This window comes from Arsenophonus endosymbiont of Aleurodicus floccissimus, assembly GCF_900343025.1.
In the GTDB taxonomy this organism is placed as follows: domain Bacteria; phylum Pseudomonadota; class Gammaproteobacteria; order Enterobacterales; family Enterobacteriaceae; genus Arsenophonus.
The window spans coordinates 1,265,323-1,283,056 of sequence record NZ_OUND01000001.1 but is presented as its reverse complement, the minus strand read 5'-3'; the positions used below and the strand labels follow the sequence as shown (position 1 = coordinate 1,283,056).

23 protein-coding genes and 6 pseudogenes are annotated in these 17,734 nt (G+C 39.7%); 8 read left to right on the top strand and 21 right to left on the bottom strand.

Annotation, left to right across the window (positions count from 1 at the left end; all coding sequences use genetic code 11):
* Positions 1–5 precede the first annotated feature (5 nt).
* From lepB to acpS, 6 genes and pseudogenes are all read left to right on the top strand, one after another.
* The gene (gene lepB / locus ARADI_RS07240; RefSeq protein WP_119711581.1) at positions 6–974 is read left to right on the top strand and encodes a signal peptidase I; all 969 of its coding nucleotides are present in this window, start codon (positions 6–8) and stop codon (positions 972–974) included.
* Between the two features lie 200 nt (positions 975–1,174).
* Positions 1,175–1,879 carry a ribonuclease III gene (rnc, locus tag ARADI_RS07235; protein WP_119711579.1) on the top strand — a complete coding sequence of 235 codons (705 nt, stop codon included), beginning with the start codon at positions 1,175–1,177 and terminating at the stop codon, positions 1,877–1,879.
* Complete coding sequence (era, locus tag ARADI_RS07230) at positions 1,876–2,784, top strand: GTPase Era (RefSeq protein ID WP_119711578.1); 909 nt, start codon at positions 1,876–1,878, stop codon at positions 2,782–2,784. The genes rnc and era overlap by 4 nt, the downstream gene beginning before the upstream one ends.
* An 11-nt stretch (positions 2,785–2,795) precedes the next feature.
* Positions 2,796–3,496: pseudogene (recO, locus tag ARADI_RS07225) on the top strand (DNA repair protein RecO).
* Between the two features lie 87 nt (positions 3,497–3,583).
* Positions 3,584–4,315 carry a pyridoxine 5'-phosphate synthase gene (gene pdxJ / locus ARADI_RS07220; RefSeq protein WP_119711577.1) on the top strand — a complete coding sequence of 244 codons (732 nt, stop codon included), beginning with the start codon at positions 3,584–3,586 and terminating at the stop codon, positions 4,313–4,315.
* Entirely contained in the window at positions 4,315–4,695 is a 381-nt protein-coding gene (gene acpS / locus ARADI_RS07215) for a holo-ACP synthase (protein WP_119711576.1), read from the top strand. Before pdxJ ends, acpS begins: the two co-directional genes overlap by 1 nt.
* On the opposite strand, the gene ARADI_RS07210 is transcribed toward acpS, so the two are convergent.
* Positions 4,692–4,952 (bottom strand): YfhL family 4Fe-4S dicluster ferredoxin, encoded by a 261-nt coding sequence (locus ARADI_RS07210; RefSeq protein WP_119711575.1) that lies wholly within the window; start codon positions 4,950–4,952, stop codon positions 4,692–4,694. The two genes, acpS and ARADI_RS07210, sit on opposite strands and share 4 nt — an antisense overlap.
* A 215-nt stretch (positions 4,953–5,167) precedes the next feature.
* On the opposite strand from ARADI_RS07210, the pseudogene ARADI_RS07205 reads away from it, so the two are divergent.
* Positions 5,168–6,568 (top strand): annotated as a pseudogene (locus ARADI_RS07205) (tyrosine-type recombinase/integrase).
* A 362-nt stretch (positions 6,569–6,930) separates the two neighbouring features.
* On the opposite strand, the gene ARADI_RS07200 reads toward ARADI_RS07205, so the two are convergent.
* The 15 genes and pseudogenes from ARADI_RS07200 to ARADI_RS17660 all read right to left on the bottom strand — a co-directional run bounded on the left by ARADI_RS07200 (position 6,931) and on the right by ARADI_RS17660 (position 14,234).
* Positions 6,931–7,176, bottom strand: coding sequence for a hypothetical protein (locus tag ARADI_RS07200; protein WP_119711574.1), 246 nt, complete (start codon positions 7,174–7,176; stop codon positions 6,931–6,933).
* Between the two features lie 381 nt (positions 7,177–7,557).
* Positions 7,558–8,795: pseudogene (locus ARADI_RS07195) on the bottom strand (SNF2-related protein).
* Positions 8,796–9,018: 223 nt separating this feature from the next.
* Positions 9,019–9,243: a hypothetical protein gene (locus ARADI_RS07190; protein ID WP_119711572.1), complete on the bottom strand. Its 225-nt coding sequence runs from the start codon at positions 9,241–9,243 to the stop codon at positions 9,019–9,021.
* A gap of 81 nt (positions 9,244–9,324) precedes the next feature.
* Positions 9,325–9,429 (bottom strand): antA/AntB antirepressor family protein, encoded by a 105-nt coding sequence (locus ARADI_RS20245; protein ID WP_305000193.1) that lies wholly within the window; start codon positions 9,427–9,429, stop codon positions 9,325–9,327.
* Positions 9,430–9,493: 64 nt separating this feature from the next.
* Positions 9,494–9,607 (bottom strand): annotated as a pseudogene (locus ARADI_RS19595) (phage antirepressor Ant); the annotation flags it as partial.
* A 65-nt stretch (positions 9,608–9,672) separates the two neighbouring features.
* Positions 9,673–9,873: a hypothetical protein gene (locus ARADI_RS17680; RefSeq protein WP_238149202.1), complete on the bottom strand. Its 201-nt coding sequence runs from the start codon at positions 9,871–9,873 to the stop codon at positions 9,673–9,675.
* Positions 9,848–10,024: a hypothetical protein gene (locus ARADI_RS17675; protein ID WP_238149201.1), complete on the bottom strand. Its 177-nt coding sequence runs from the start codon at positions 10,022–10,024 to the stop codon at positions 9,848–9,850. Before ARADI_RS17675 ends, ARADI_RS17680 begins: the two co-directional genes overlap by 26 nt.
* Before the next feature lie 18 nt (positions 10,025–10,042).
* Positions 10,043–10,192, bottom strand: a complete 150-nt coding sequence (locus ARADI_RS17670; RefSeq protein ID WP_238149200.1) for a BRO-N domain-containing protein — start codon at positions 10,190–10,192, stop codon at positions 10,043–10,045.
* Positions 10,193–10,197: 5 nt separating this feature from the next.
* Entirely contained in the window at positions 10,198–10,443 is a 246-nt protein-coding gene (locus tag ARADI_RS17665; RefSeq protein WP_238149199.1) for a BRO-N domain-containing protein, read from the bottom strand.
* Between the two features lie 510 nt (positions 10,444–10,953).
* A complete protein-coding gene (locus ARADI_RS07175; protein WP_119711571.1) occupies positions 10,954–11,271 on the bottom strand; it encodes a KilA-N domain-containing protein in 318 nt (105 codons plus the stop codon).
* Between the two features lie 61 nt (positions 11,272–11,332).
* Positions 11,333–11,614: a PDDEXK family nuclease gene (locus ARADI_RS07170; RefSeq protein ID WP_119711570.1), complete on the bottom strand. Its 282-nt coding sequence runs from the start codon at positions 11,612–11,614 to the stop codon at positions 11,333–11,335.
* Positions 11,605–11,811: an ANR family transcriptional regulator gene (locus tag ARADI_RS07165; protein WP_119711569.1), complete on the bottom strand. Its 207-nt coding sequence runs from the start codon at positions 11,809–11,811 to the stop codon at positions 11,605–11,607. The genes ARADI_RS07170 and ARADI_RS07165 overlap by 10 nt, the downstream gene beginning before the upstream one ends.
* A 58-nt stretch (positions 11,812–11,869) precedes the next feature.
* Positions 11,870–12,118, bottom strand: coding sequence for a hypothetical protein (locus tag ARADI_RS07160; protein ID WP_119711568.1), 249 nt, complete (start codon positions 12,116–12,118; stop codon positions 11,870–11,872).
* 47 nt (positions 12,119–12,165) lie between these two features.
* Positions 12,166–14,078, bottom strand: a pseudogene (locus ARADI_RS07155) (DNA polymerase).
* A gap of 9 nt (positions 14,079–14,087) precedes the next feature.
* Positions 14,088–14,234: a hypothetical protein gene (locus tag ARADI_RS17660; RefSeq protein WP_238149198.1), complete on the bottom strand. Its 147-nt coding sequence runs from the start codon at positions 14,232–14,234 to the stop codon at positions 14,088–14,090.
* A gap of 92 nt (positions 14,235–14,326) precedes the next feature.
* Between ARADI_RS17660 and ARADI_RS07150 the strand changes: the two genes are divergently transcribed.
* Complete coding sequence (locus ARADI_RS07150) at positions 14,327–14,719, top strand: CCDC90 family protein (protein WP_119711567.1); 393 nt, start codon at positions 14,327–14,329, stop codon at positions 14,717–14,719.
* A 36-nt stretch (positions 14,720–14,755) separates the two neighbouring features.
* Here ARADI_RS07150 and ARADI_RS07145 read toward each other — a convergent pair whose 3' ends face one another.
* From ARADI_RS07145 to ARADI_RS17655, 5 genes and pseudogenes are all read right to left on the bottom strand, one after another.
* Positions 14,756–14,989 (bottom strand): hypothetical protein, encoded by a 234-nt coding sequence (locus tag ARADI_RS07145; RefSeq protein ID WP_119711566.1) that lies wholly within the window; start codon positions 14,987–14,989, stop codon positions 14,756–14,758.
* A gap of 101 nt (positions 14,990–15,090) precedes the next feature.
* Complete coding sequence (locus tag ARADI_RS07140; protein WP_202864183.1) at positions 15,091–15,228, bottom strand: hypothetical protein; 138 nt, start codon at positions 15,226–15,228, stop codon at positions 15,091–15,093.
* 130 nt (positions 15,229–15,358) lie between these two features.
* Complete coding sequence (locus ARADI_RS07135; RefSeq protein ID WP_119711565.1) at positions 15,359–15,913, bottom strand: DUF2815 family protein; 555 nt, start codon at positions 15,911–15,913, stop codon at positions 15,359–15,361.
* A gap of 15 nt (positions 15,914–15,928) precedes the next feature.
* Positions 15,929–17,251 (bottom strand): annotated as a pseudogene (locus tag ARADI_RS22150) (DUF2800 domain-containing protein).
* The gene (locus ARADI_RS17655; protein ID WP_238149197.1) at positions 17,223–17,705 is read right to left on the bottom strand and encodes a hypothetical protein; all 483 of its coding nucleotides are present in this window, start codon (positions 17,703–17,705) and stop codon (positions 17,223–17,225) included. The pseudogene ARADI_RS22150 and the gene ARADI_RS17655 overlap by 29 nt, the downstream one beginning before the upstream one ends.
* Positions 17,706–17,734: the final 29 nt, after the last annotated feature.

Sequence of the window (17,734 nt, the reverse complement as noted above, 5' to 3'; positions counted from 1 at the left end):
CCATAATGGCTAATACTTTTTCTTTGATCTTGACGCTGGCGACCTTGATTACAGGGATTATCTGGGGTATTGATCGTTTTAAATTAGCACCTGCTCGTAAGAAAAAAATGGCGCCCCAGCAAAAAGTTACTGAGGGAAGCGTAGAGCAGACGCATTTAGCTGAAAGTATTCATAAACCATCATGGGTTGATACTTGTTCATCTATTTTTCCGATATTAGCGATTGTATTAGTGATACGTTCGTTTATTTATGAGCCATTTCAAATCCCGTCAGGTTCAATGATGCCTACCTTATTGGTCGGTGATTTTATATTAGTAGAAAAGTTTGCTTATGGATTAAAAGATCCTGTTACCCAAACGACATTATTGGAAACAGGAAAACCTAAACGTGGTGATATTGCGGTATTTAAATATCCTAAGGATCCTAGTGTAGATTTTGTTAAACGTGTTATTGGTCTACCTGGTGATAAAATTGTTTATGATCCTGAACAAAAAGAGTTACGTATTTATCCGAATTGTTCAATTTCAAACTGTGTTCGAGCGTTACCAATTATCTATTCTTCATTAAAAGAGAGTGAATGGTCTTTATTTTTTAATATTGACTCTATGGTCGAAAGTCAGAAAGGAAGTTATCAAATTCCATTGGGCGAACCATTACCAAGTAATGCATTACGTCAAGCGGAAAGAATCGAAAAATTAGATGATACTAACCATGAAATCTTAGTGATCCCACAAGTATATACCCAGTCACGTTATCAACAGCCCGGTTTACCAGACAATGAATGGATTGTTCCCCCTAAACACTATTTTATGATGGGAGATAATCGGGATAATAGTGCAGATAGTCGTATGTGGGGTTTTGTACTAGAAGAAAATTTAGTTGGGCGTGCAGTTATTATCTGGTTTAGCCTTGATAAGCACGAGGGTGAATGGCCAACTGGAGTTCGTTTAAGTCGTATTGGTGCAATCAACTAATAAAATAATGAGATAAACTAATCATTAATGCTAAATTGATTTATATCGTAATCGATATAGAATATAGCAGGATAATCAAAAATGATGGTTTCTTGAACGAAATTAGGAAACCTTGCCAACGCAACAGTTTTGTAAAAATTTATTTTGCAGATTTGTTGCGCATGCTTTTTGTAATTTGATAATGAAATAATTGGTAGCACATGAATTCTTCTTTAATTGAGTGGTCAGAGCGGCAAGAAATTAAACAGCTACAGTGTAAGCTTGGCTATACTTTTAAACAAATTGAATTATTAAAGCAAGCGTTAACTCATCGTAGTGCCAGTAGTAGTCACAATGAGAGATTGGAGTTTCTAGGCGATTCGATTCTTAGTTTTGTGATTGCTAATGATCTTTATCATCGTTTTCCTAAAGTTGATGAAGGCGATATGAGTCGTATGCGAGCAACATTGGTCAGGGGTAATACACTGGCTGAGCTTGCACGGGAGTTTGATTTGGGAGAATGTTTGCGTTTAGGGCCAGGTGAATTAAAAAGCGGTGGTTTTCGTCGAGAATCAATATTAGCAGATACTATCGAAGCGTTAATTGGCAGTATTTTTTTAGATAGTGATATTCAAACGACTGAACAAATTGTTTTAGCTTTGTATGACACTCGATTAATAGAAATTAGCCCTGGCGATAAACAAAAAGATCCTAAAACACGTTTACAAGAGTATTTACAGGGACGCCATTTACCTTTACCAAGTTATTTGGTAGTTCAAGTTCGCGGTGAAGCGCACGATCAGGAATTTACTATTCATTGTCAGGTTAGTGGTATAAATGAACCGATTGAAAGAGTGGGTTCAAGTCGTCGTAAGGCTGAACAAGCCGCAGCTGAACAGGCATTAAAAATATTGGAGCTTGAATGAGCAAACAGAAAACCTATTGTGGATTTGTAGCCATTGTAGGGCGCCCAAATGTGGGTAAATCAACATTATTGAACCAATTACTCGGGCAAAAGATTTCTATTACTTCACGTAAACCACAGACAACCCGTCATCGCATCATGGGCATTGAGACAGAAGGTAATTATCAAACAATTTATGTCGATACTCCAGGATTGCATGTAGAAGAAAAGCGAGCAATAAATCGTTTAATGAATCGGGCAGCAAGTAGCTCAATTAGTGATGTGGAACTGATTATTTTTGTTGTTGAAGGCACACATTGGACAAGCGATGATGAGATGGTAATAAATAAACTGCGTCATTTGCCTTGTCCGGTATTATTAGTGATCAATAAAATTGATAATGTGATGGATAAAACCCGTTTGATGCCTCATATTGAATTTCTTAGCAAGCAAATGAATTTTCTGGATATTGTGCCAATTAGCGCAAAAAAAGGTACCGGTATCGATATTATTACTAAAATTGTCCGCCAACATATGCCAGAAGCAGCACATCATTTTCCAGCGGACTATATAACCGATCGCTCACAACGTTTTATGGCTGGTGAAATTATTCGTGAGAAGTTAATGCGGTTTCTCGGTGATGAACTCCCCTATTCGGTTACAGTTGAAATTGAGCAATTTGTGGTAAATGAACGCGGTGGCTATAACATTCATGGCCTGATTTTGGTTGAAAGAGATGGTCAGAAAAAAATGGTTATTGGCAATAAAGGTAGCAAAATTAAGAAAATTGGCATTGAAGCTCGGATGGATATGGAAAAACTTTTTACTACTAAGGTTCATCTTGAACTTTGGGTAAAAGTTAAAACCGGATGGGCTGATGATGAACGTGCACTACGTAGTTTAGGTTATATGGACGATCTTCATTAAGGCGGGTATCCGTGGATGGTTGGCAACGTGCATTTGTATTTCATACTCTCCCTTATAGTGAGTTTACTATTAGATTTTTTCACCGAAAATGAGGGCCGTATTCGACTATTAGCCAAAGGTGCTCGTAGCCGTCGATCTAATTTAAAAGGCGGTTTACAACCCTTTACGCCATTGCTGATCCGTTGGGGAGGCAAGATAGAAATGAAAACGTTGTGTGGCGCGGAACTGATTTCTCTAGCGCTACCATTTACCGGTACAGTACTGTATAGCGGTCTATATGTTAATGAATTGCTTGCGCGAGTTTTAGACCAAAATATCCCTTATCAAACCCTATTTTTTGAATATCTTGCCTGTTTGCAGATATTTGCTGGTAGTGAATATACGCCGGAACATGCATTGCGTCGTTTTGAATTATCATTGCTATCTCATTTAGGTTATGGTATTGATTTTTTACACTGTGCCGGTAGTAGTGAACCGGTGGCAGATAGCATGACTTACCGTTATCGAAAAGAGAAAGGTTTTATTGCCAGTTTGATTATTGATCACTTAAGTTTTACCGGTAAACAGCTTAAGGCATTTGCCGATCGTCAGTTTCTTGATGTCGATACATTTAAGAGCAGCCAAGCGTATTGCGCTAAAGCCTTATTTAGGGGGAAGTACATTAAAAAACCGTGAGCTTTTTTACCAGGTCATATTGCCTAAAACGCGTTGAAGTGTGGTTATTAAAACCTCTTTGAATATATTATGATTGCATGGATAAACGAAATTAAAACTATGAAATGGATAACAGGAGTTAAATATGGCAGAGTTATTATTAGGCGTTAATATTGATCATGTTGCCACGGTGCGTAATGCAAGGGGAATACAATATCCCGATCCGCTACATGCAGCATTTCTTGCTGAGCAAGCTGGGGCAAATGGGATCACTGTTCATTTGCGTGAAGATCGCCGTCATATTACTGATCGTGACGTTAAGTTACTTCGCCAGACGTTACAAACCAGGATGAATTTGGAGATGGCAATAACGGATGAAATGGTCAATTTTGCCTGTCAGATCAAACCTCAATTTTGCTGCCTGGTACCAGAGCGACGTGAAGAAGTTACGACGGAAGGTGGGCTTGACGTTGTTGGGCAACAAGCATTAGTTGCAACGGCGGTTAAACGATTAACCGAAGCAGGTATCACGGTTTCTTTGTTCATTGATGCTAAAGAACAACAAATTGATGCAGCAGTGGAAATTGGTGCGCCCTTTATTGAAATTCATACCGGTGCCTATGCTGATGCTAAGAGCGAGTTAAAGCAGCAAGAAGAGTTTAAATGTATTAAGCAGGCGATAAGTTATGCCACTGCAAAAAAACTTAAGGTCAATGCCGGTCATGGGTTAACTTATCATAATGTTCAACGTATTGCTAAATTGCCTGATATATATGAACTTAATATTGGCCATGCGATTATTGGGCGAGCACTTTTTAGTGGCATGGCGACAGCAGTGAGTGATATGAAGAAAATTCTTCGTGAGGCGCGTGGTTAATGGCGATTATTGGATTAGGTACTGATCTGGTTAAAATTGTACGTATTGAGCAAATTATCAAGCGTTTAGAGGAACGTTTAGCAAAGCGTATATTGTCCGCGCAAGAGTGGCGACAATATCAACATCATTCTCAGCCAGTCCGTTTTTTGGCGAAGCGTTTTGCGGTCAAAGAAGCAGCAGCAAAAGCTTTAGGCACGGGGATCCGAAATGGTTTAGCGCTTAATCAATTTGAAGTTTTTAATGATCAATTAGGTAAGCCAGGGCTTAATTTATTAGGGCAAGCAAAAATATTGGCTGATTTTTTAGGTGTACAACATATCCATGTATCACTATCTGATGAACAAAATTATGCTTGTGCCACTGTGATTATGGAAAGTTAAATTTTATCGAAATGATGTAATAAGACAAATTTATCCCATAATTGTTCTTCTGTTTCAGGATTATTAGGATCTTTTAAAATGGTATTGTTGATCGGACAAACGGATTGGCAAGTTGGCTTATCATAGTGGCCAATGCATTCAGTGCAAAGATTGGGATTGATTTGGTAAAATTCTTCTCCCATTGAAATCGCTTCATTTGGGCATTCTGGTTCACACATATCACAGTTGATACAGCGTTGAGTAATTAATAAAGACATATCAATACCTTATAATTGATTTAAATAAATATCAATAACTTAAGTATGATAACCATTCGTTACTTTTATCTATAACTTGTAATTTCATACAGTATACATTACATTGAAAAACCTAATTCTGTAACATAAAATAGCAACACATACTGTTTTTACTATCTAAAAATATTAAGTGTGTGAGCATTGCATTCAATATTTTGTTTTAAAAGGTAAATTCAATGGCCGCCATAGCAACACAAAAACAAAAAAATACTTATTCTGATGAATATTTAGAAGCTTTAAAGTATTGGGAATCGTGTAAACCCCCTTATACAAGCTCACACATGAAGATCTGTGTTGTGGCAGCTAAATCTATTTTAAAACATTCAGGTAAACCGCGTCGATCAAAATACGAAAAAGAATATAATTTAAGGTTAGATTTCAATAAGGTCGGTAAAGTTACCATATATGCTGAGTTCCCTAAGCATATGGGGTTAAAAGGGAAAAGATTAGGGGAGTGGCCTGAATTGACTTTGTCATTGACCAGGGAAAAAGCCCAAGAGTTAGCAAAAAATGGACTTAAAGCAGAGTCTATTCACCAACTATTGGATTTATACGAGAAAGACTTATGGGGGAAGGTTCAGCGCACTAAGCTTAGCCAAAATAGTTATAAAACTTATTGTTGTCGAATTAAACAATTAGAAGAAACCTTTGAACCTCGTGAAATTTTTAGCGATGTAATTTATTCTCGATTAATTGAAGTGCTGGATTATTGGATCCAAACAAAATCCAATAATCAATCTTTTGAGTTATTTGCTGAATTGCGACGTTTTTGGAAATATGCTGCACCACTTTATTGTAACAGAAAGAATATCGCAGCCAGTTTACCAAATGATTATGTTTCCTCTAGGGTTCGAAAACCTCAACCAACACGGTTATTTACTGATCTAGAATCTATTGCAACACTTTGGTTAAATGTTGCTTTCTGCTCTTCTATACACCAAAAAATGCAGTCAGATTTATGATATTAACCGGTGTAAGACTTATAAATGTATCTAATTTACGTTGGGAGTATGTTGACCTAGACAATCCGGAAATTATATATCCTGAGGGGGTTACGGGTATGCGAGGCACAATGAAAACCCAAAAGGAATTTATATTACCGATTACTCGTGAAATGCAAAAAATTATGGAAGAGCAGAGGGAATGGAATGCTTCAGTTCCAAATTGTAATCATATGTTCGTTTTCTTGCAACCTAGAGATCCTAATCTACCCTTTGCAAAAAGATCATTAGATAAATTAGTTAAAATGAATAGTCCTGCAGATACTGCGAAAGGCATTACTCATGAAGGGTACAGTGAAGGGCAAAGCTGGTGCATTTAACACTATGTGTAGAAAGTTTTAAAAAGCAATGTCATTGTTCAGATGCGAGCAAAAGGCTTTTCACGGTCTGATACACGTGAAATAAGCCTTTTATGCTTACCTCACTCAGATAGGAGTATTGATCCTATGGCTGAACATTATGATTTTTTCAGAAGAGATATTACAAGAAGAAATGGTATTGAAACGTCAAGCTTTTGAAGCTCATGAAAATAGTATATTGACTCAGGCCGCTTTATTGCGACGCAAGTTGTATTAATAGATATTTCGGCATTTTTCAATAAAAGGTTTTACGTTTTTATACTCATATCTAACTATTTTACTAGTAAAACGGATAGGGGATAAAACTTTTCTATGTCGGTGTGTATTATTCTAATCTGCAAGAGTTTTACTACTTATGCCTCAAATTAATTCACATACTTCTTCAATATTTAACAAATCATTATCTTGATATTGTTTTTTAGCAATCTGCATGGTTACCTCAATATATTAATTTATCACTATAAAAGTTTTACATATGCATATATTTATCCCTAAATATCAAATTGATAAACGCTTACCTTTCGGTATGGGTAATTTGATTAGGTAAATTCAGGCTGGATAATAACTATTTGTTTTAGACTATTTCTTCAATGTGTCGAGGAATACCCCCAAATATACTAAGAGTGCAGGTACTATCATGATGCCGATAACCATTAGCTCTTGCCCGCCTAAATGGATATTGTCTAATTCACCACGTTTAAACCTGATTTGCGGGTTAATGACGGTATCAGTGTGCGTAAGATGTCCAACTATCAGTTCAAAAGCAAATGCTGCACTAATAAACAATAATGTCGTGATTAATAATTTGATGATGTTAAGTTTCATGGTTAAACCCCGATGAATTTAGATTACTTTTTAACGCAAATTGCCTTGGCGTTGATATCCTTGAAAGTTTCAAATTCACTCTGAAACTGTTTAGCGGCGAATTGGCACATATTTTCAGTGTCAAATTCTTGAGTATGAAGGCTGGCTACGTTGCTGGATGAGTAAGGGCTGGCGGTGTACATGGCCAAAATTAAAATCCACATAGTGAGTTTTCCTTAATTAAGAAAAATACTTATAAACTTAAGGTTGATTAATTTTCTGTACTTATAATTAAACTGTTTATATATATAATTTAACTAAACTATGGTTTAGTTATCTGCTTGAGTGTTTGCTAATCAGCAATATTTTACCTGATGTTGGCCAGTCTTACGCTGGTCTTTTTTATTTCCTTTTCATCGCTTCCAATAATAAATCTTGTATTGCCTGTTTTGAATTACGACGCACCATGACTACTTCATCAAGCATATCTTTAACACGGATATGATGGATAAAGACAGGACGGTTATGTCCGGCTTGCGCTTGACGGGCGGGGCTGATACGTTCGATAATTTGCTGGTACTGCTCTAAGTCCCACCAGTGGGAGAAAAGACCAGAATATTACCGCCATCCTGTAAATTTAAGCCGTGTCCACACAACTTGTGGGGTGGGCGAAAAGCAATGGAATCTTGCTATTATTCCAGTCAGTAAGGGTTTGTGGGTTAGCGTCTAACCTTTTTCCTTTTGGAAATGCGTTTAACAGTCTTTCAAGGTCATGTTTCTAGTGATAAGCAACCACATCCCACCTGCTTCATTGACAATACTTTCCAATGCCTGGATTTTGGCATTGTATATCGCTGTCCAGTTGTGATTCTTATCGCTATAAATAGCGCCTGCTGCAATTTGCAAACATTTTATTGTTTTGGCAGCGGCATTAAGGGATAATGTGACATCGCTGAGTGCTAACTGAATTTGTAGATGCGCAAACCCTAAAGGCTCAAATCTGCTCCATTGTTGGCCAGGAACCTGGATGCGATTAAACCAGCGAGACGTAAACGTATTATGAGTTCTCCTAACCGTTCGCCTTGGTCGACAAACCACGCTTGTCACCATAAGTCTATCAGACCGTTGGGTGAAGGCGTACCGGTCAGATTTACCCAGCAATGAACAAATTTATGAGCGATTTTGGCAAGTGCAGCGGTGCGTTTACCGCTTTTACGTAACCGGAATGATTTTAACCGTGTGCTTTCATCGGCAATAATTGCGCCAAAAGGCTAACTACCCCCAAGGACATCAACCATCCAGACGAGATTGTCGTAGTTAACCGTAAATATTCTGGCATGGATATTTTTGAGTGCCGCCATCCTTGCTTTGGCGGTGCCAATGATGGGTTGCACTTCAATATTACATAGATGGCTCCATTTAAGCGCTTCATCCGGCCAGGTAGATTGCGCTACCCGTAAAGGGGCTAACACCAATGTGGGTTTGGTTTCTCTACCTGCTAAATAGAGATTTTCTAACGCCGTCAGGGATGCTGCTGTTTTTCCCATTCTCATCCCCGCCCATATATTTGAGCGTTTAATATCGAGTAGGTGATTGATAATAAGATTTTGGTAAGGTCGAGGGGTGAAGGTTTTAGCGATTGTCTTTTGTTCAGGCGACAATCTGGATAGTTTTGTCATGGGTATGTAATCCGTTCTAGTTCTTTTTCATAGGGAGTTTGTCAGCCAAATACTGGTCATAAAGTCGCTGTGCGCTTTTTCGAAGTAAAACGGGACGATAACTAATGAAGCTATTCGCACCATGTGGGCTTATTTCGTTTTGTTTTTCAGTTAAATATTTATCCCAAGCGGTAGAGGCAACACGTCAGAGTAAATTGTTGCCGGATTTGCTTTCGTTATAGATATAGAGCCAGTTTTTATCTGTAAGATAATGATTTATCTGTTTACTATTTACCCCGTTAAGCATTTTGCTAAACTGGGTAGGGGTCATGCCTTCTTTGAAGAGATTTTTAAGGCAATCGTTTTCGGTTGAGAGACTTTTATTTTCCAGTAATAGCTTTTCTTTCTCTTCCTCGGCACGAACAACCATCAGTGCCAATTCTTTCGTTGTTGGTAGTGATGTTTGAGGTTCTAAAACACGTCTTTCGCATTCAATAAAATACTGCCTTGCCTATTTTCCTTTTTCATTGCGCTCGACCATTGATAGTTCTTTCGCCATATCGAGGTAAATGTGATATTCCTTTGTCGGACGGGTCTCCGAAGGGGTTTTCCCCAGAATTGGTGAAAATTATAAAGTCGATATTTTCAGCAAATCCATATTGCTTAATTCTGTCTTTTATCCATGTGGTAAAATCTTTACCGATTTCTGAAAACGCATGTAAATCACGTGCATTAACCGTTTGGATTAATCCACCGTTAATGTTTTTTGTTTCGATGTTGATTAAATTTAACATAAGGATATTCCTCAATAGTTAAATTGATGAAAGATTGCCCCTATAAAAAAGGGCGTTAAGATTAATTAATGACGTTCTAGGAAGTGGGTCAATTCACCTTCATACCACTGATTGGTGCGAGCGGTGATTATCCCGATTTGTTGATGGTGGAATTGTTCAAAAAGCTGTTTGATCTCGGTTAATACGGTATCGATATTCTCACGCTTACGTAAAAGTCGTTTAATCGTCTGCTTTTCAGCGTCATTGATAATCTGGCGTAATGACATCGGTGATGTAGTAAATACGTCGGCATTCGTCAGCCATCAGCGGTATATGCTCTACCTGAAAACGCTTCGCTGATGGCGTGCCGGTTACTTCGCGAAAAGCCAACCACACCGCATTACTCCATGAACGCTCAAAACGAAAAACATTTGTCATACACCAGACTAAATGTGTTTAATTACGAGTGTCTGAATGGTTAAAATGCTCTACGGCTTTAGTTTGGGGTTGAGTGGCAAAGTTGGGGCTTTGATTAATTGTTTGCTTATCGAGGATATCCAGTACCCATTTTCTGAATTCTTTTGCTACAGGTGTACGGGCAAACATGGCGATCAGGTGAGCACCACGCCACGTAGAGAGAAAATACGGATTCGAGCCTTTAAATTCGCCGAGAGAGTTGATTCGACTATCTCGGACATTCCTACAGAAAACTCGTCGGAATTTTGTTTATATAGCATAGTTACTGCATTACTAGTTGCATACTGAAGCGCTTTTGCAAGTTCAGCAGAAGTAATCCAAATTTGGTTTTTACGAGAGATAGTTTCAATAATAGTATTGCGGAAAATTAAAGTAGTCATAGTAATGATTTCCTTTGTAGGTTTACGATAATCAACACCTTTGAGGTCAATCTTGGGCGGCGAACTGAACGAGGTTGACCTTACCGACTACGCTGGGACCCGGCGAGCCTTGCAGCTCCTCCATCCAGCCCACCATTGATTTTTAGTATGCAGACTGACGCATAAAATAACACGCTGTCGGCGTGCTATGCGCCTTTTTAGTTACGGCGAGAGGTCAATTTCGGCATCTGATTTTGCAGATGCAAATAAACTATAGCGCATGATTTCTTCTTTCGTCAATGGGTATTTAAAATGTCAATGTTGTATTATGCTGCTGCAATCCCGTTCATCATGATGCTCAGTAATCTAGGAAATTGGCTACTCATAAAATATCCTCTATGCCTATGTAATCAGCCAGTTTATTTGTCGCATTAACTATTTCAGAAGGCTTGAGGTTAAGTTTTGTTTTAGCGAAATTGAGTAATATCAGTACCGCATTGATCTTATCGGTAAATTCTGGTTGATTAGTTATTACGTTATAATTACAGGCGGTTGTTGCTCTATTTTTTCTATAATTGTTTCTTTTTTAAGCCACGTAGCGTAACGGGTAGCTAATGTTTCTACAGCCAAAATTCCTGATTCAATACCACCATGCATTGTATGCACGGAATTTTTACCCAACACTTTTATTATTTTGGAAATCCCTTCTGATTTAAGAAAGTTTGATGGCCGTTGTGATTCTGTCGCTTTACCTTGTGCAACTGCGGTACGGTGTAAATTATTTAGACAATAACGCCCGAAAGCGTCTTGACGTACAATGGTATTTTCGATAATAACTAATTTAGACATAAAAATATGCCTCCGTAGTTAAACAAAGAGAATCAATAAGATAAAGTGACTTATATGGCGTTTAGGCCACAGAGGGTAAGATGCTGCTTAAATCCTGACTGTCCAGTACGATGACTTGATGGCCTAAGGCAAAAAGCCGTGCGTGTTCGCGTAATTGGTAGGGAGTGGGCTTTTCGCCTGGTGCTTTGCATTCCACAAAAATAATGTTGCCATTGGGCAGGGCGATTAATCGGTCAGGCACGCATCGCCGCCCGGGTGAAACAAATTTATAGAAAATGCCGCCGATTTTTCGCCCCCCACGCACCAAGTGCTTTTCGATGCTTTCTTCCCTGATTAACTGCATGAATACATCCTTTTAATTTGCATCAGGCAAAAATCGGTGCGGTTTTCACTCCAGATACGATTATTGCGATTACGCGCCAGTCTGTTTGCCTGTGACCATGCGCGCGCGGGTTCATGGTATTGTCCTGACTGCTCAAGGTGAACTGCATCGTGCGCCACCTTAAAATAAAGCGGGCTGTCGTTTTTTCTAAAGGCCATGATAGCTCCAAAAATAAACTCCTGCCTAGTCGGCTGGAAGGGTATCGCTCTTAGGGGGCTAATAGTGATGTAAATGTGTTTTAAGTATTTTTTCAATCGCTGAGGTTGCTAACGGATTACCTTGTAGGTGAATGGTGTTATTGCGGTATAGATTGATGTACACCCCACAGGCTAATTCATAGCATATAAAGTTCCCTTTCATTTTCGGCATAATTTTACCTAATCCGCATTTTTCCAGAAAACTGGAAAACGTAGCTATTTGGTAAGGGTATTTTTTCAGCGGTAATATATTGAGTTGGTCTTGCATAGTGGATAAACCTTATTATTTCCCTGTTAATCGTGGTGAATACTTTTTTATTCTTTTCGATAGCGATAAGTTTCAAATCCAGCTGCACTAAGTGGTAAATCGAAAGCCCAGTCAGGCTTAACACTTAATAGTTTGCTTAAACCCTCGGCTGAAAACTATGGGGTATCCGGCGTTTCGTTGATAATTTCATCATAGACGGTTAGGACAATCTCATAACCCGCCTTTTCAATAGGTGGCATGCTATAGGCTAATACATCCCGTGCGGCGGCCTGACAGATATTCTCAGTAATTTTTCCCCTGTAGGTTTTTAATTGTTCCCATTTTCGGCTATAGGGGTTAGTTCCCATATAGGTAACTTGTCCATTCTCTATTCGCGCAGAAGGGTAGCAAAGACTACACCCTGAAGGTAAACAAATCCTAAGCCAGCCTTTATAGCGCCGAACAGTAAGTTTACGGCACTTAAACGGTATCTCAGGTGACTGAATGGCCTGTTTTACTGCATCTTCAATGTCGTACCAAAAGGATGCAGTTTGCGGATGGGCATTGCGCCACATGCGCTTAAGGGAATCGCAGGTAACAAAGACTTTTTCGCTGAGGCCATAAGTTTTATCTGTTTCAACCGATTTTTGATACCAGCTTATTGCTTCTCGTTTAACGCCAGGCGGTATGTTAGGTAACGCTGCTTCCGCCAGTTCTGCCAAATTAAGGCTGTAGGCGAGGGCGAACGTCAGAAATGCAGCAACGCCACCGCCATAGCCCAAGCCCAGCTCCATCACCTTACCGATTTGTCGTTGGGCTTTAGTGACGTTTTCAGGTAAAAGATTAAATGCGCGTGCGTAAGCGAGTTTATATAAGTCATCGCCTTTACCATTGTCAAGTTCGCTAAAAGCCTTGACTTTCCAATTTTCCTCTGCCAACCATGCTAATATTCGACCTTCAATATTAGACAAATCTTAGATGACCAGTTTTTTACCGGTGGGCGCCATAATACATCTTCTTAGCTCAGAACTGGTCAGTTGCATAATGTCATCACAAATAAGTTTGGCGCAACCGGCTTTTAAGGCTTCAATACCGTTATCAATGGTGTTTGGGTCAAGCGTGGATCGTGGGGAGATTATCCGGCTGAAAAATACGCTCTGTCCAACGGCCAGTGCGTGAAGCGCCACAGAATTGTTTTGTCCCTCGAAGTCGTCCATCTGTGTTCACCGATTTTAACAATGCTTTATATTTACTGGTACTGGTTGTGCAGGATTGCAGACGGACTGATAGCAATTCGCGTAAAGCCGGTGGAATATCAGGATCAATAATGCGGCATTGAAGTGTGCTGGCCTGCATATCCGATAATGTGATGCTAAATGCCGAGGCAATATGCTGTAACAGCGCATCGCGTTGGGTGGTGGCCTGTACGGCATTATTTGTTAATTGCTGGGTTTGGCGGTTGATAGCCGTTTTTGCTCCTTTTCAACGGCGGTTAAGGTGCTTTTCGTCAACTCAACGTCCATACACATCGCGCGGTGATTAATTTTTTGGTCTAACGGCCATAACGCTATTTCATCAAAATCCATATTCCAACGCGGGTAAATGTTGATAAATCTCGCGCATGGCTAAAATATCAGAACCTGCGTATTGCTTAAAACGATGCCATTCCTCTGAGTGAGTTAACGCCGTGGCGCGTTGTATTTTGCTATTCTTAGGGCGGGGGTTTGCAAAATAACTGTATGAGCGCTTTACCTTCTTTATCTTTGGCTTTATCGCTATTAACGTTGAAGATATCGCAAAGCGAACTGAGCGCACCGGGTAAGCCGTGTGCCAGTGCTTGCACAAGCGTGTCGTGAACACGGGATAACGGTAAGTCGATATTTAACACTTTGCTTAAAATCACCGTATCAAACATCCTTCCATTATGCCAGACGGTTAAGATTTCTGGGTCATCAAGATAAGTTTTTAAATCTGTCGGCATGGTTTTATCTTACGTCACATCCCAGATCTTGACAGAGGTGTGATTGTAAGCATAAGCAAAAAGTAATATTTCTGCATTTTTAGTATAGCGATGCGTGCCATAATTAATCGGAATATCGCTATAGGTTTTAAAATCACAAAACAATAAGTTTTGCATGTGAAAATTCCTCAATAATTAAATTGATGAAAGATTTTGCAGATGGAACCCTAAACCCGTTATACTTATTTAAACACGGGAGGATTTTTCTTATGGGTCAGGTTGCATTTGATACATTACAAGCGTCAGAAGAACTCGAAGGTGCTGGCATTTCCAGAGAACAAGCCAGGGCTATCTCACTCGTTGTGCGAAAATCACATGAGGTTGCGGATGTTGCGACTAAAGCTGATATCGTTGAGGTAAACCGCAATATAGCTGATGTCCGTAAAGACTTATCTGCTGAAATAACCAATGTCAGTAAAGACTTGTCGGCTGAGATTGCTGATGTCCGTAAGGATATTGCTCAGATAGATAAGCGCCTTGATTTTTCAGAAAAACGTTTTGACAGACTGGAACAAAAATTTGATCGCCTGCAATGGTTCTTGTTGGCTGGTATTCTTGGCTTATTATTTAAAGAAATAATTCCTAAATTATGGGGCGGTTAATTTTCTCAATATGCCAGCAATCAACACGTTTATTGCTTAAATGTTTCTTTTAAGGCAGTCAACGTCTTGCGCAATGCTGTGTAATAAAACTGCGATTTTCTCTCTGATAATTACTGCAATCCTGATTTTTTCAATAAAAACACCTTGTATTTCTATATGTTTAGCCTTGATTGTTGCTATTTTGTATAATCCATAAATTGCTGTTTTCAACTCCTCAATATCTTTTAATACTGAATCGATAGAGGCTTCCTTTCCAGTAAGATAATTCATCCTTTACTCCTTGATTGAGCCTTTAACATTTACATATCCCACCAACTCAACGATGCTTCTTTGTCAATCGCTTATTTTCTTTTCTGAGGTATTTTTTTCTTCTACCAGTATTGGATCATATTGATTAATGTTTTGGTTTCCTCATCGGCATAAACCTGTTGTTCCAGGTTAAGCTGATAATGGTGGTTGTTACTGGTATTAGTAAGTGCAATGGTTTCACTCATATTATCTAATTTCATTTCGAACCTCCTCAGGTTATTTACATTTTACATATCAAATTCCCCTCAAACTAAATAGGTTAAAATTTAACCTAATTTTTAAATGTTGCCTGATTGTTTCACTACCTCAGGCTGCGGTAGTTCCCTGGTGTTAACTTGCCAATAACTCTTCTTTCTCAGTCATGCTCAGGTCGTTAAACTCGTCAACAGAGGCCACACTTCCACCGCTAAACGCATCACCATCCCGGAAAAACTGAACGCCTCTTAATGACACTGAAACCCCTTTGCCGTTATTGTCATAGGCGTAAAACTCAATGGTGGCGTTAACGTAGCAGCCAGAATAGGGGCGACCATCTTGTGCCGTCAGGGGTGAAGTATTGCGGTCAATCACTAACGGACGAGATTTGTTACTAGCACCGATATACATGTTTCCGGCGTAGCCGTCGTATTCTTTGTAATCGCCATCACGTAAGCAAAAACGGTTAGCATTATTGCAAATACTGTTATAGATTTTTTCGATATTCTTAGTACCCCATTTTTCGCCAATCACACGTTTGATACCGGCTTTAATTTCATCAATCAGGTCAGTACGATTTTTGGCGATAAGTAAAGTGGCACGGTATTTGAATTCACTCTGACCACTAAACTGAGAAGGTTCAAATAAATCGCGAAAAGCCAAACGTACGTTGTTCAATTTGATTTTCATAAATTTACCTTTTGATTAAATGGATTTATCAGCGAGTGACGCTTCGGTCACATCGTTAAAGTCGTTTAAGGGGTTAGTAATAATGGCAGGGCGTGGGTTAAATTCCGGTGCGATAATGGGTTTACCGTCTGCTCGCTCAATAAGTGCTTCCAGTTTTGTCCAGCGACTCGGTTTGTCTTTTTTAAGCAGTTTTTCAGCTTGTGGTGGGCTGATAATTTTCTTGTGGTAGATTTGTTCCTATTTAAGTTTGGCATTTTTTAACAACGTTTCGGCTTCACGTTCATCACCCCAGGCGCGATTACCCTGTTTGCCAGTAACCAGTTTAAAGCCAGGTACCGATTACCCGTTGTGTAATGCTTCGGCGATCCGATTTCGCAGGGCTTTACAAAAGCTCTCTATCAAATTGACATGCTGGTAGAGTTTTGCCATTTGCGTAAGTGTTAGTAGCGTAATGCGTGTTGGTTCATCGCTTAGTTGGGGTGTCAACGGCTGTGTTAAATCAACAAAATCGCCTCTGACTTCATTATGGACAAATTGCGCCTGGGTAAAACACAATCCTCCTTTTGCTTTACAGAACTGGCATTGCTTGATACCCGGTGAAAAGGCACTATCCGGTAGGGCATCAAGCCCGTTGCGTTCAGCAAGGGGTTGCCATCTCCATGGCTTTTTGCGCCCCTGATTTAACCTGTTCGCCAAATTTTTTTAAGTCCTCAATCGATAGCACCCACTCAGGCAGATGGTTAGGGCGATGTTGATGAATAAAAAGCCGAAACGTTTTAAAATCATAAATAAGGTCAAACTAATGTAACGCCCCTAGCGCATAGAGCATGAGCTGCTCATTGTTCGGGGCATCCACTTTAACGCCTTTGTCATATTTCAAGTCATGGATTTGCAGTTCACCATCGCTGACAATAATCGCATCGGCGGGACCAAACGAATTCTCTACGCCAATGACAGCTGAAAAGTCAACTCGCTCCTCAACCTGTAAGATTTTCCCGTCCGCAAGCTGCCAGACGGTATCAACATAGGTCTGGACGTGCTCAATCATCTCTTCATTCACTTGTGGTGAGTTGGCTTTTAGCAACGGATACGTGCCAATATAATCCTTCCCATCAAAGCTAGATGTTCGCTTCCGCCCTTCACTAAACGGGTTTTGACGCATTGTTAAGATACTTTCCGCTAAGGCATATGCGCCACGCTACCTTCTTCAGCAAACGGCGATGTTTTATCCGGTAAGGTGGATTCTACTGCGAGACTGGCGCTACATCTAATCCATCTATGTGCTGAGGAGGGAGCAAGTTTTGCATGTTCAGCCATCACTACCCTCGGTGCTATCATCGGCTAAAACGCTTTTGGCTTTCTCGATAAATTGGACTAAATTGCCATCAGTAACGTCACCCATTTTTTTAGCGTTGAATGAGGCGATAATATCCAGCGTTTCATTGCGATATCCGCCTTTGACCAGTTGAATGATGTAGGCCGAAGCCTCACTACGAAGTGCCTTAAAATCAATCGGTTTGGCTTCTGCAGGAGTAGGCAATTCACGCAATAATGACAAGGCAAATTCTCGACGATCGGTAATACCAAGGAGATTATCCCAATTAGCTAGTATTTTTAGGCATATGTCGAAGGTTTTGATGTTGGAAAATGTTTGTAATTGCGCTACGCCATTTAAGGCGCAATAGAATGCATCAATTTGCCCAGTGAGTGACGCTATCAGCTTTTTCGGATGCAAGCATTGCGCTGGCGCTAGCCAATTACGTACTGTCAGGTTTAAGCGCTTTATCCCCAAACAGGACAGACAGGGCGACTACGTGACGT

Bases quoted from the DNA above. Each gene is read 5' to 3' on its own strand.
- lepB (WP_119711581.1), top strand. From the start codon at position 6: ATGGCTAATACTTTTTCTTTGATCTTGACGCTGGCGACCTTGATTACA.
- rnc (WP_119711579.1), top strand. From the start codon at position 1,175: ATGAATTCTTCTTTAATTGAGTGGTCAGAGCGGCAAGAAATTAAACAG.
- era (WP_119711578.1), top strand. From the start codon at position 1,876: ATGAGCAAACAGAAAACCTATTGTGGATTTGTAGCCATTGTAGGGCGC.
- pdxJ (WP_119711577.1), top strand. From the start codon at position 3,584: ATGGCAGAGTTATTATTAGGCGTTAATATTGATCATGTTGCCACGGTG.
- acpS (WP_119711576.1), top strand. From the start codon at position 4,315: ATGGCGATTATTGGATTAGGTACTGATCTGGTTAAAATTGTACGTATT.
- ARADI_RS07210 (WP_119711575.1), bottom strand. From the start codon at position 4,952: ATGTCTTTATTAATTACTCAACGCTGTATCAACTGTGATATGTGTGAA.
- ARADI_RS07200 (WP_119711574.1), bottom strand. From the start codon at position 7,176: ATGAAACTTAACATCATCAAATTATTAATCACGACATTATTGTTTATT.
- ARADI_RS07190 (WP_119711572.1), bottom strand. From the start codon at position 9,243: ATGGTTGTTCGTGCCGAGGAAGAGAAAGAAAAGCTATTACTGGAAAAT.
- ARADI_RS17680 (WP_238149202.1), bottom strand. From the start codon at position 9,873: ATGTCATTACGCCAGATTATCAATGACGCTGAAAAGCAGACGATTAAA.
- ARADI_RS17675 (WP_238149201.1), bottom strand. From the start codon at position 10,024: ATGACAAATGTTTTTCGTTTTGAGCGTTCATGGAGTAATGCGGTGTGG.
- ARADI_RS17670 (WP_238149200.1), bottom strand. From the start codon at position 10,192: ATGTTTGCCCGTACACCTGTAGCAAAAGAATTCAGAAAATGGGTACTG.
- ARADI_RS17665 (WP_238149199.1), bottom strand. From the start codon at position 10,443: ATGACTACTTTAATTTTCCGCAATACTATTATTGAAACTATCTCTCGT.
- ARADI_RS07175 (WP_119711571.1), bottom strand. From the start codon at position 11,271: ATGTCTAAATTAGTTATTATCGAAAATACCATTGTACGTCAAGACGCT.
- ARADI_RS07170 (WP_119711570.1), bottom strand. From the start codon at position 11,614: ATGCAGTTAATCAGGGAAGAAAGCATCGAAAAGCACTTGGTGCGTGGG.
- ARADI_RS07165 (WP_119711569.1), bottom strand. From the start codon at position 11,811: ATGGCCTTTAGAAAAAACGACAGCCCGCTTTATTTTAAGGTGGCGCAC.
- ARADI_RS07160 (WP_119711568.1), bottom strand. From the start codon at position 12,118: ATGCAAGACCAACTCAATATATTACCGCTGAAAAAATACCCTTACCAA.
- ARADI_RS17660 (WP_238149198.1), bottom strand. From the start codon at position 14,234: ATGCAAAACTTATTGTTTTGTGATTTTAAAACCTATAGCGATATTCCG.
- ARADI_RS07150 (WP_119711567.1), top strand. From the start codon at position 14,327: ATGGGTCAGGTTGCATTTGATACATTACAAGCGTCAGAAGAACTCGAA.
- ARADI_RS07145 (WP_119711566.1), bottom strand. From the start codon at position 14,989: ATGAATTATCTTACTGGAAAGGAAGCCTCTATCGATTCAGTATTAAAA.
- ARADI_RS07140 (WP_202864183.1), bottom strand. From the start codon at position 15,228: ATGAAATTAGATAATATGAGTGAAACCATTGCACTTACTAATACCAGT.
- ARADI_RS07135 (WP_119711565.1), bottom strand. From the start codon at position 15,913: ATGAAAATCAAATTGAACAACGTACGTTTGGCTTTTCGCGATTTATTT.